Annotated in this window: 11 protein-coding genes and 1 pseudogene; 5 read left to right on the top strand and 7 right to left on the bottom strand. The window is 75.1% G+C overall.

The features are described from left to right. From ABT299_RS19455 to ABT299_RS19445, 3 genes and pseudogenes are all read left to right on the top strand, one after another. A pseudogene (locus ABT299_RS19455) lies at positions 1-533 on the top strand (ATPase); the annotation flags it as partial. Between the two features lie 583 nt (positions 534-1,116). Then, the gene (locus ABT299_RS19450) at positions 1,117-2,622 is read left to right on the top strand and encodes a glycoside hydrolase family 3 protein (RefSeq protein WP_500251590.1); all 1,506 of its coding nucleotides are present in this window, start codon (positions 1,117-1,119) and stop codon (positions 2,620-2,622) included. 61 nt (positions 2,623-2,683) lie between these two features. Beyond that, positions 2,684-3,187, top strand: a complete 504-nt coding sequence (locus ABT299_RS19445; protein WP_190860100.1) for a hypothetical protein — start codon at positions 2,684-2,686, stop codon at positions 3,185-3,187. A gap of 112 nt (positions 3,188-3,299) precedes the next feature. On the opposite strand, the gene ptsP is transcribed toward ABT299_RS19445, so the two are convergent. The 7 genes from ptsP to nagA all read right to left on the bottom strand — a co-directional run bounded on the left by ptsP (position 3,300) and on the right by nagA (position 8,923). Further along, positions 3,300-4,982 carry a phosphoenolpyruvate--protein phosphotransferase gene (gene ptsP, locus ABT299_RS19440; protein WP_500251589.1) on the bottom strand — a complete coding sequence of 561 codons (1,683 nt, stop codon included), beginning with the start codon at positions 4,980-4,982 and terminating at the stop codon, positions 3,300-3,302. Further along, positions 4,975-5,247, bottom strand: a complete 273-nt coding sequence (locus tag ABT299_RS19435) for an HPr family phosphocarrier protein (RefSeq protein ID WP_190860103.1) — start codon at positions 5,245-5,247, stop codon at positions 4,975-4,977. The genes ptsP and ABT299_RS19435 overlap by 8 nt, the downstream gene beginning before the upstream one ends. Further along, positions 5,244-5,927, bottom strand: coding sequence for an HAD family hydrolase (locus tag ABT299_RS19430; protein ID WP_500251588.1), 684 nt, complete (start codon positions 5,925-5,927; stop codon positions 5,244-5,246). The genes ABT299_RS19435 and ABT299_RS19430 overlap by 4 nt, the downstream gene beginning before the upstream one ends. 4 nt (positions 5,928-5,931) lie before the next feature. Continuing rightward, complete coding sequence (locus ABT299_RS19425) at positions 5,932-6,381, bottom strand: PTS sugar transporter subunit IIA (protein WP_190860107.1); 450 nt, start codon at positions 6,379-6,381, stop codon at positions 5,932-5,934. A gap of 86 nt (positions 6,382-6,467) precedes the next feature. After that, a complete protein-coding gene (locus tag ABT299_RS19420; protein WP_151538615.1) occupies positions 6,468-6,701 on the bottom strand; it encodes a PTS sugar transporter subunit IIB in 234 nt (77 codons plus the stop codon). Positions 6,702-6,728: 27 nt separating this feature from the next. Next, positions 6,729-7,769 carry an SIS domain-containing protein gene (locus tag ABT299_RS19415; RefSeq protein WP_241755887.1) on the bottom strand — a complete coding sequence of 347 codons (1,041 nt, stop codon included), beginning with the start codon at positions 7,767-7,769 and terminating at the stop codon, positions 6,729-6,731. Continuing rightward, entirely contained in the window at positions 7,766-8,923 is a 1,158-nt protein-coding gene (nagA, locus tag ABT299_RS19410; RefSeq protein WP_500251587.1) for an N-acetylglucosamine-6-phosphate deacetylase, read from the bottom strand. The genes ABT299_RS19415 and nagA overlap by 4 nt, the downstream gene beginning before the upstream one ends. Positions 8,924-9,254: 331 nt before the next feature. Here nagA and ABT299_RS19405 point away from each other — a divergent pair, with 331 nt between their 5' ends. Together ABT299_RS19405 and ABT299_RS19400 are read left to right on the top strand one after the other, a co-directional pair. Next, a complete protein-coding gene (locus ABT299_RS19405; RefSeq protein WP_190860110.1) occupies positions 9,255-9,995 on the top strand; it encodes a GntR family transcriptional regulator in 741 nt (246 codons plus the stop codon). Between the two features lie 25 nt (positions 9,996-10,020). Further along, positions 10,021-11,397, top strand: coding sequence for a PTS transporter subunit EIIC (locus tag ABT299_RS19400; RefSeq protein WP_500251586.1), 1,377 nt, complete (start codon positions 10,021-10,023; stop codon positions 11,395-11,397). The last annotated feature ends 38 nt before the right edge of the window (positions 11,398-11,435 follow it).

The following is an 11,435-nucleotide window of genomic DNA, read 5'->3' as shown; positions in this document are numbered from 1 at the left end:
CCTTGCTGCGCCCGGGGGCTCACCCCCCGGGGGGGGCCCCCCCCCCCGCCCCCCCCCCCGGCCCGCTGGGCGCCGCGCACGGCCGTCCGGAGCCGCCCGGGCGCCCCGGGCTCGCGGGGCATCCGGACCCGGCGGGGCTCCCCGGCCGCCCGGAACCGCCCGGGACGACGCCGAACCCGCAGCTCGCCCAGGCCATCATCAAGGAGGTGTACGGCCGCCCGCCCGCGGCCCTCGGCAGGCTCGGCCCGGTGGTCGCCGCCGCCGCGGCCGCCGGCGACCCGGTGGCCAGGCGCATCACCGACGAGGCCGCGGAGTGGCTGCTCCGCGACGTCGACGCGGTGCGCCCGGCCCTGTCCGACCCCTGCGCGCCGGTCGTCATGCACGGGTCGGTGCTGCGCGAGGGCCCCGTCGCCGAGGCCGTCCGCACCGGGCTGCGCGACCGGTTCGCCGAGGCGCCGCGCAGCGCCGGCGACGGCGCCGTCGGCGCCGCCGGGCTGGCGCTGCGCCGGCTCGGCCATCCCCTGCCGGGCTGAGCGCCCGGCCGAGCCCCGCCCGGCCGTGCGGGCGCCGCCGGTGGCCGACCCCGCCGGACGCCCCGCCGAGAGGCCGGAGAGGACGGCGACGCCGCCGTCCGGCTCATCACGATGGACCCCACCGCACATCCGCTCCGTTCGCGGACCAGGGGTCCATCGTGATCGAGCTGTGACCACGGGGGCTCGAGATCCGTCGGCGCGGTGCCGGGGGCACCGTGGCCGGTGGGACGAGCGGTCACCGGCGTGGCTCGTGCGCGGTTCGTGCGCGGCGACCCGGGCCCGTCCGGCGCCGCGAGTCGACAGGGCGGCGGCGAGCGGTTAACGTCGCGACGTCCGAAGCGAGCAGACGACCACGTCGGGGGGCCTGGTCAGGTGCATGCCACTCATGTCCGCGGATAGCCGGTCGCGACGCGCCGGAACCGCCCGCCGGCGGCCCCGGCGGGGCGGTGCTGCGCGGCTGGCGCTGGCCGCGGCGGCCGCGCTGGCGCTCCCGCTCGCCGGATGCGCCGGCGGCGGCGGGCCGGACTCCTCCGCCCACCGGGAGTCGCCGGGGGCGTCGGGTCCATCCGGAAAGAAGGCGCCCGTGACGAAGTCCCCGGACGCGTGGGTCCCCGGCTACGTCGCGAAGATGAGCCTGGAGCAGAAGGTCGGGCAGCTGTTCGTGCCGACGTTCTCCAGCCGCGCGAGCGCCCTGGCGATCATCCGGAAGTACCACGTCGGCGGGTTCATCTACTTCCCGGAGAACTTCGGCTCGCCCGCCGAGACCGCCGCGCAGTCGAACGCGCTGCAGAAGGCGTCCAAGGTCCCGCTGCTGCTCGGCGTGGACGAGGAGCAGGGCATCGTGTCGCGGACGCCGTTCATCACCCGCTTCCCCGGGAACATGGCGCTCGGCGCGACCCGGAGCACCGCGGACGCGCGCGCCGCAGCGCGGGTCACCGCCACCGAACTGCACGCGGTCGGGATCAACCTGGACTACGCGCCGGACGCCGACGTCAACGTGAACCCGCGCAACCCGGTGATCGGGCTGCGCTCCTTCGGCTCCGACCCGGCGCGGGTGTCGCCGCTGCTGACCGCGGCGATCGCGGGCTACCAGGACGCCGGGGTCGCCGCGACGGCCAAGCACTTCCCCGGGCACGGCGACACCGCGACCGACAGCCACACCGGCCTGCCCGTGATCACGCACTCGGCGGCGCAGTGGCGGAAGCTGGACGCGCCGCCGTTCAAGGCCGCGATCGCCGCCGGCGTCGACCTCGTCATGACGGCGCACATCGTGGTCCCGGGGCTCGACGAGTCGGGCGACCCGTCCACGCTGTCGAAGACCGTGCTGACCGGGCTGCTGCGCGGCGAGCTCGGCTACCGGGGCGTGATCACCACGGACTCGCTGCAGATGGCGGGCGTCCGGGAGAAGTACGGCGACGCGGTCGTGCCCGTGCGGGCGATCAACGCGGGCGCCGACCAGCTGCTGATGCCGCCGAGCCTGTCCAAGGCGTACAACGCGGTGGTGGCGGCCGTCCGGTCCGGGAAGATCACGCAGAAGCGGCTGGACGAGTCCGTCACCCGGATCCTAAGCCTCAAGCAGAGGCGCGGGCTGTTCACGGCGCCGCCGGCCGACCCGGCGAAGGCGTCCGCGCGGATCGGCACGCCGCAGCAGAAGGCGACCGCGCGGCAGGTCGCCGAGCACTCGGTCACGCTGGTCCGCAACGACCGGGGCGTGCTGCCGCTGAAGGGCAGGAAGGTGAGCGTCACCGGTCCGCAGAGCGCGGAGCTCGGCGCCGCGCTGCGCGAGCAGGGCGTCGCGACGACCGCGCCGGGCACCGCCGACGTCCACGTGCTGACCACCCTGAACGCCGGGACGGCCACCGCCGCGCGGGTCGGCGCGCTGGCGTCCAAACCGGTCGTCGTCGCGGCGATCGGCCGCCCCTACGACCTCGACCACGCCGGCGGCGCCGCCGCGACGCTCGCGACCTACTCCGCCGGCGCGACGTCGATCGGCGCGCTCGCGCGGGTGCTGTCGGGCGCCGTGAAGCCGGTGGGGAGGCTGCCGGTGCCCGCGGGCGGGCAACCCGTTGGTCACGGCTTGTCGTATTGATGGACGCGGGGCCCCGCGGACTGGGAAGATCGGCCCGCCTTCGCACCCCCGGGAGGTCCCCGTGCGCGTTCGTCCGTTCCTGCCCGCTCTGTCCCTGCTGCCCGCGCTGGCCCTCGGCCCGGCCGCCTGCGGCGGGAAGGAGGAGGCGGGGATGCCGCCGCTGACGCCCGAGCCGGGCGACTCGCGGCTCGTCGACGTGACCGCCCCGGCGAAGGACAGCCTTCCCGCACGGCTGGTGCTCTACAAGTACCTGCGCGGCATCGCCGCCGGGAACGTCAAGGTCTGCGCCCTGCTCGCGCCCGCGTACGACCGGGCGGCGTTCGGGCGCGCGGGCGGCTGCCGGTCCGGCGGGCTCGCCGCCGCACGCGCGAAGCTGCGGCCCGCCGACCTGGCCGCGCTGCGCGGCGTGACCGTCCCGGTCTGCGACGACGGGCCGGGCGAGGGCGAGTACACGGTCGATTTCGCCGACCTGAAGTGGAAGGGCGACCCGGCGCGTCCGGGCGGGGTCCTGGCCGCGAACTACACGCTCGGCAAGACCGGGACCCGCTGGCTCATCACCGGCTGACGGCCGCCCGCGGCAGCGCCCGCGGTGGGACGCGGCACCCGCGGTGGGACGCGGCGCCCGTGTCGGACGCTCGCGACGGGCCGCCCACCCCGACGACCCGCCGCGAGCGTGCTCAGATGCCGAGCTCGGCCAGGCCCGGCAGGTGGTCGCGCGCCGCTTCGCGCGCCTGCTCCGCGGAGCGGGCGGCGCGGGCCGCCTCGGCGGCGCGGCGGCACTCGTCCAGCGTGTGCCGGGCCAGGGCGGCCCGGACGAGCGGGAGGGACGGGGCGCTCATCGACAGCGACGTCACGCCGAGCCCGACCAGGACGCAGGCGAGCGCCGGATCGGCGGCCGCCTCGCCGCAGACCCCGCACGGGACGCCCGCCGCGGCCGCGGGGGCGACCAGGTCGAGCACGGCGGGCTGCCACGGGTCCTGCAGGTGCGCGAGGCCGCCGACCTGCCGGTCGGCCGCGCACGCGTACTGGGTCAGGTCGTTGGTGCCGATGCTGAAGAACTCCACCTCCGGCGCCAGGTCGCGGGCGCGCAGCGCGGCGGCCGGCACCTCGATCATGACGCCGGGATGCGCGATGCCGGCCTCCCGGCAGGCCCCGGCGAAGAACGCGGCTTCCGCCGCGTCCGTCACCATCGGGGCCATGACCTGGAGCTTCACGCTGAGCCCGGCGGCGGCGCGGGCGAGGGCGGCGAGCTGGGCGGTCAGCACGTCCGGATGCCGGCGCGCCATCCGCAGCCCGCGCTCGCCGCGCGCCGGGTTCGGCTCCTCGCCGGGAGGCGGGAGGAACGCGAGGGGCTTGTCGGCGCCGGCGTCGAGCGTCCGGACGACCACGCGGCCCTCCGGGAACGCCTCCAGCACCTTGCGGTAGGCGTCCTCCTGCTCCTCGTCGGACGGCGGCACCGACCGGTCGAGGAACAGGAACTCGGTGCGGTACAGGCCGACGCCCTCCGCGCCGTTCGCGAGCGCGGCGTCCAGGTCCTTCGGCCCGCCGACGTTCGCCAGCAGCGGGACGGCGTGCCCGTCCTTGGTCGCGCCCGGCCCGGACGCCTCCGCGAGCGCGGAGTCGCGGGCCGCGGCCGCGGCGAGCGCGGCGGCGACCTCGGCCTCGGACGGGTCGGGCCGGACGGTCCCGGCGGACCCGTCGACGAGGACGCGGGTGCCGTCGGCGAGCTCCGTCGCGCCCGGCAGCGCCACCACGGCCGGGACGCCCATCGTGCGGGCGAGGATCGCGGTGTGGCTGGTCGGGCCGCCCTCCTCGGTGACGAACGCGACGACCTGCGCCGGGTCGAGCACCGCGGTGTCGGCGGGCGCGAGGTCCCGCGCGACCAGCACGAACGGCTCGTCCGACTCCGGCACGCCGGGCATCGGCAGGTCGAGGAGGCGGGCGATCGCCCGGTCCCGGATGTCGTCGAGGTCGCTGACCCGGGCGGCCATGTACTCCCCCGCCCCGGCGAGCATCTCCCGGTACACCCCGAACGCCTCGAACACCGCGCGGGCCGCGGCCGTGCCCTCGCCGATCTTGGCGGTGACGCCGTCGGCGAGGCCCGGGTCGCGGGCCATCAGCGCCTGCGCGTTCAGCACGTCCCGGCCGTCGGTGTTACCGGCGGCCGCCGCGCGCGCGCCGCGCTCCTCCAGGTCGGCGGCGACGGCTTCGAGCGCGGCCAGCGCGCCGTCGCGTTCGGCCGCCGCGTCGCCGCCGTGCCGGGAACCGGCCTCCGGCTCCGGGACGGCGCCGGCGATGCGCCGCACCGGGCCCGCGCCCACCCCCGGGCTGACGCCCGCGCCGCGCAGGACCTCAGGCACCTTCCGGCTCCGGCGTGGACAGCAGCGCCTCCAGGCTGTCCAGCAGCTCGTCGGCGCCGTCGCCGTCGGCGGCCAGCACGACCTCCTCGCCGTGCCGGGCGTCCAGGCCGAGGACCGCGAGGATGCTTTTGGCGTTCACCGGCGAGCCCCCGCGCTTGGCCACGGTCACGTCCATCGGCGCCTTGGCCGCGGTCTGGACGAACAGCGCGGCCGGCCGCGCGTGCAGCCCCACCCTGGACTCGATCTTGACGTTGCGCTCGCTCACAGAATCTCCCTTGCGCCGCCGCGCACCCGCAGCGCGGGGCCCGGCTCGACATTGACTTCCTTCAGGTCCGCGACCACGTGGTCCGCCGCGGCGAGCGCCGCCACCGGCTGGGTGGTGGCGACGCCGACGCAGGTCATCCCGGCCGCCTTCACGGCCGCGACGCCCGCGGGCGCGTCCTCGAACCCGACCGCCTCGCCCGGCGGGACGCCCAGGTCGCGCGCGGCGGCCAGGTACCCCTCCGGGTGCGGCTTGCCGGTCAGGACGTCCCCGGCGGTCACGACGATGTCCATCAGCTCGCGGATGCCCAGTGCGGCCAGCAGCCGCTCGGCGTACGAGCGCTGCCCCGACGTGACGACGGCCAGCGGGACGCCCGCGTCCGCCAGCGACCGCACCAGCTCGACCGCCCCCGGCACCGGGACGTCCGCCGGCACGCCGGGCGCCGTCTCGTACGCCACGGCCTGCTCGAACAGCTCCTCGGCGGTGCGGCCGGGGAACAGGTGCAGCAGCTCCTCCAGCACCTCGATGCCGCGGCGCCCCGCGAACGACCCGATCAGCTCGTCGTCGAACGGCACGCCGTGCGCGTCGAACAGCCGCGCCCACATCACCCGGTTGCGCGGCTCGGTGTCCATCAGGGTGCCGTCGAGGTCGAACACCGCCGCGCGCAGGCCGATCAGCCCCATCCGATCAGCTCCATGTGAACAGCTCGGCCCCCTTGACGACCTCGCCCGCCTCCACGACGTCCGACAGCGCGTCGGCGCCGGCGTCCAGCGCCACCACGGCGCAGATCGGCGAGCGGCCGCCCGCCTCGATGACGGCGGGGTCCCAGGCGACCACCCGCTGGCCGGCCGTGACCTGGTCGCCCTCGGCGACCAGCAGCTCGAACCCCTTGCCCTTCAGCTTGACGGTGTCGATGCCGAGGTGCACGAGCACGCCGTGCTCCTCCTCGTCCACCACCACGTAGGCGTGCGGGTGCAGCTTGACGATCTTCCCGGTGACGGGGGCGATGGCGTGGCCGGGGCCGCGCTCGGGGTCGACGGCGGTGCCCGGGCCGACCATGGCCTGCGCGAACACCGGGTCCGGGACGCCGGCGAGGCCGACCACCCGGCCGGCCACCGGGGACAGTACTCGGGTCATGCGGGGGTTCCTTCTGCTCGGTCGGTACGCGGGTCGGCGCGCCGCTGGGGCGGACTCGCGGCCCCGGGCGCGCGCCCGGGAACGGATCAGTCGAGGATGTCCTCGATGTCGCTGGCGATGGTGTCGGCCTCCGGGCCGACGACGACCTGCACGACGGTGCCGCTGCGCATGACGCCGAACGCGCCCGCCTTCTTCAGCGCCGCCTCGTCGACCTTGCCGCCGTCGGAGACCTCGGTGCGCAGCCGGGTCGCGCAGGGCTCGATCTCCACGATGTTGTCGGCGCCGCCCAGCGCGGCGACGATGGCCTCGGCCTTGTCCATGTCGTTCTCTTCCCTCGGTGCGTCCGGTCAGTCCGTCTGGGTGACCTTGTTGAGGCCGCGCGGGACGTCGGGGTCGACGCCGAGCCGGCGGGCCAGGTTCTCGACCATGAGCTGGCCGGGGACGATGAGGCCCAGCGGCGCCACCCACTCGGGCAGGCCGGGGCCGGGCAGCGCGGCCGAGCAGGCGTCCGCCAGGCCGTCGCCGCCGCCGACGCCGAACGCCTTGGCGCCCGCGCCCTCCACCCGGCGCGCCAGCGCGATGGTGCCCGGCAGCGTCGGGCCGGAGTCGGCCGCGACCAGCAGCGCGGGGGTCTGCGCGTCGACCACGGCGATCGGGCCGTGCAGCAGGTCGGCGTACGACAGGCCCATGGCGTGCAGGTAGCACGCCTCCTTGATCTTCAGCGCGAGCTCCAGCGCGGTGCCGAACGCGATGCCGCGCCCGGACACGACCGTGCCGGGGACCTTCGCCAGCTCCTCGACGATCTCGGGCAGCGCTGGGGACGCCTCCGCCGCCGCGATCAGCCGCGCCACCTCGTCGGGGACGCGGCGCAGGTCGTCCACGGCGACGTCGGCGCCGAGCCCGAGGCCGAGCACCGCCAGCGCGGCGAGCTGGGTCGTGTAGGTCTTGGTGGCGGGGACCGCGATCTCGTCGCCCGCCTCGGTGATCAGCGCGACCTCGGCGGCCTCCGCCAGCGGCGACCCGGCGCCGTTGGTGACGGCGACGGTACGGGCGCCGCAGTCCTTCGCCCAGTCGAGGGTCTCGACGATCTCCTCGGTCTTGCCGGACTGGCTGATCGCGACGGCGAGCACGCCCGACAGGTCCAGGCGCCGCTTGTAGGTCGTCGCGATGGACGGGGCGGCGAGGGTGGCCAGCCGCCCGGCGTGCGACTCCACCAGGTAGCGGCCGTACACAGCGGCGTTGTCGGACGAGCCGCGCGCGATGAACAGCACCTGCCGCGTCTCCCGGGCGAGCGCCCCGATGTCGGGCGTGCGCGGCAGCAGCGCGTCGATCGTCCGGCGCAGCGCGTCGGGCTGCTCACCGATCTCGGCGCGCATCAGACTGGTCATGATCCCCCTCCGAAGAGTTCCTGCCCGTTGATCCAGGTCGTACGCGCCCGGTGGTCCGGCCCGAGCCAGACGAGGTCGGCGGCCGCGCCGGGCGCGATGCGGCCGAGGTCGGGGCGGCCGATCAGGTCGGCCGGAACGCGGGTCGCCGCGTCGACCGCCGCGGCCGGGTCGAGGCCGAGGCCGATGGCGTTGCCGACCGCCTCGTCCAGCCGCAGCCCGGATCCGGCGATGGTGCCGTCGGCGCGCAGCGGCGGGCCCTGCTCGGGCATGGTGATCGGCTCGCCGCCCAGCTCGTAGGTGCCGGGCGGCATCCCGGCGGCGGACGCGGCGTCGGTGACGAGCACGACGCGTCCGGCGGCGGCGCGCAGCACCAGCCGCGCGACCTCCGGGCCGACGTGGTGCAGGTCGAGGATGAGGCCGGGGTGCAGCCGCTCGTCGATGAGCGCCTGGACGGCCACGCCGGGGTCGCGGTGGTGGACGCCGCTCTGCGCGTTGAAGATGTGGGTGACCTTGCGGGCGCCGGCGTCGGCCGCGGCGGCGACCTGCGCGGCGGTCGCGTCGCTGTGCCCGACGCTGACCAGCACGCCGGCCTCGGTGAGGCGGCGGATCGCGGCGAGCGCGCCGTCCCGCTCGGGCGCGAGGGTGACGAGCTTGACGAGCCCGGTCTCCAGCAGCGCCTCGACCGCTTCGGGCGCCGGGTCGGCGAGGTGCGCGGCGTTGTGCGCGCCCTTGCGCTTCGGGGAGAGGAACGGCCCCTCCAGGTGGACGCCGAGCACGCGGGCGCCGGGCGGGAGCGCGGGCAGCAGGTCGCGGGTGCGGCGCAGCGCCTCGGCCTGCGCCGCGACGGGCGCGGTGATGAACGTGGGCAGGAACGCGGTCACGCCGGTCTCGGGGAGCCGGGCGACGACCTCGTGCCAGCCGGTCTCGCCGGCGTCCGCCATGTCGTGCCCGAAGAACCCGTTGACCTGGAGGTCGACCAGGCCCGGGGCGAGCAGCCCGTCGGCCAGGTGCGCGTCGGCGCCGGGCGGCGTGCCCTCGCCGGCCTCCGCGATGACACCGTCCTCGACGCGGACGTATCCCGGGGAGACCGCGCGGGTAGGACCGTCCGCGGGGGTCATGATCACCCGCTCCGCGGTGATCAGCAGTGATGCCATGGGGGTGCACTCTCCGTGATGCGACCGGTCGCCGCCTGCGCGGCGTACTGGTCTAGTCCGGACTAGACCAGTACGCACCATACTCCACGAATCGGATGGAGCTAAAGATGTCGGCCCGAACTCGTCCGGAACGTCCCTGCCAGGGGGGTCGTGACCTGCACGTTCACCTGATCTTGCACCCCCGGGCATGTGGCCCGGCCGTTACGGTTTCGTGCATTGACACGACTTTCCATAATGTGGTCTAGTCCGGCCTAGACCAGTACGAACAAGTCGATTCACGTCATCCGCCAACGCGTCGATACGGCCGCCGAGGCCATCGAGGACACCCCCAGTGACGACCATCGATCCGCACAGCCCCGTCCCGAAGTACTTCCAGCTGCGCGCCATCCTGCTCGACCTCATCGAGAGCGCCGAGCTCCCCGTCGACGCCCCGATCCCCTCGGAGCGCGAGCTGTGCGTGCGGTACGGGCTGTCCCGCATGACCGTCCGCCAGGGCGTCGACCAGCTCGTGTCGGAGGGGCGGCTGTACCGCGTCCCCGGCAAGGGCACCTTCGTCGCCCGGCCCAAGATCGAGATGCCGCTGCGGCTCGTCTCGTTCACCGAGGACATGCTCGCCCGCGGGCTGCGGCCCGGCGCCGTCGACCTGGACCGCCGCACCGTCCCCGCGGACGCCCGGCTGGCCCGGATCTTCGAGGTCGAGCCCGGCACCGAGATCCACGTGATCGAGCGGCTGCGCACCGCCGACGGCGAGCCCATGGCGCTCGAACGCGCGCACATCCTCGCCTCGCTCGCGCCCGACCTGCTGGACCGCCGCCTCGCCGACCGCTCCCTGTACGGCGTCCTCGAAGCGGTGTACGGGCTGGTCTTCGACGCCGGGGACCAGACCATCGACGCCAGCCTGGCGGACGCGGCCGACGCCAAGCACCTGCAGATCCCGAAGGGCAGCGCCGTGCTGCTCCTGCAACGCCGCTCCTACACCGGAGGCGTCTGCGCCGAGCTGGGAGTGTCGACCTACCGGGCCGACCGCTACCAGATCCACACGGCACTCGGAAATCCCCCGCCGCACTCCTGACACACCCCTGAGGAGGAACCTCTCGATGACTTCGACCACCGTGGACGCCGCGCCGCGGCGGGGGTCGCGCGCCCTCGCGGTGCTGCAGCGGATCGGCCGCAGCCTCATGCTGCCGATCGCCGTGCTGCCCGCCGCGGCCCTGCTGCTGCGCTTCGGCCAGCCGGACATGCTCGGCAAGGACGGCCTCGGCTGGATCCGCGTCGCCGAGGTCGTCGGCGGCGCCGGCCAGGCCCTGTTCGACCACCTGCCGCTGCTGTTCGCGGTCGGCGTCGCGATCGGCTTCGCCAAGAAGTCCGACGGCTCCACCGCGCTCGCCGCCGTCGTCGGCTACCTGGTCTTCGACCAGGTCACCAAGATCATGTTCTCGCACTCGGCCGACCTCAAGGGCCAGGTGCTGATCACCAAGGTGACCGACGGGACCGCCGCGCCGGCCATCGACTTCGGCGCCAAGAACCCGACGGACGTGCTCGGCGGCATCCTCATCGGCGTCGTCGCCGCCCTGCTCTACCAGCGCTTCTACCGGGTGAAGCTGCCCACCTACCTGGCGTTCTTCGGCGGCCGCCGGTTCGTCCCGATCATCACCGCGCTCGCCGCGCTGGTGCTCGGCGTGCTCATCGGCTTCATCTGGCCGGTGTTCGGCGGCTGGCTCACCGACTTCGGCAACTGGATCACCGGCGCGGGCGCCGCGGGCGCCGGCATCTACGGCGTCGTCAACCGGCTGCTCCTGCCGTTCGGCCTGCACCACATCCCGAACTCGCTCATCTGGTTCGTGTTCGGCTCCTACAACGGACCGGACGGCGTCGTGCACGGCGAGATCAACCGGTACCTCGCGGGCGACCCGCACTCGGGCGGCTTCCTCGCCGGATTCTTCCCCGTGCTGATGTTCGGCCTGCCCGGCGCCGCGCTCGCCATGTGGCGCGCCGCTCCCCCGCACCGCCGCTCCGCGGTCGGCGGCATCATGATCTCCGCCGCGCTCACCGCGTTCGTCACCGGCGTCACCGAGCCGATCGAGTTCGCGTTCATGTTCGTCGCGCCCGTGCTGTACGCGGTGCACGTCGTCCTCACCGGCGTCTCGATGGCGATCCTCAACGCCGCCGGCGCCCAGCTCGGCTTCGGCTTCTCGGCGGGCGGCATCGACATGCTGCTGAACGCGTCGAAGGACAACACCAAGGGCCTGCCGCTCATCATCGGCATGGGCGTCCTGTATTTCGTCATCTACTACTTCCTCTTCAAGTTCCTGATCGTGAAGTTCGACTTCGCGACACCGGGACGGGAACCGGAGGACGTGGAGTCCGTCGCCGCCGACCCGGGGTCCAACCCGGAGCTGGCGGGCGGCGAGAAGAAGGCGTCGCGCCGCCGCAAGCCGGAGGCCGAACCCGCCGACTCCTCCAGCACCACCTGACCGACCTCTGCCACCTCGACGGCGGCGGGACGCCCTAC

Source organism: Spirillospora sp. NPDC000708 (assembly GCF_040299565.1).
Lineage (GTDB): Bacteria > Actinomycetota > Actinomycetes > Streptosporangiales > Streptosporangiaceae > Spirillospora.
This window is presented reverse-complemented; position numbering and strand designations above follow the sequence as displayed.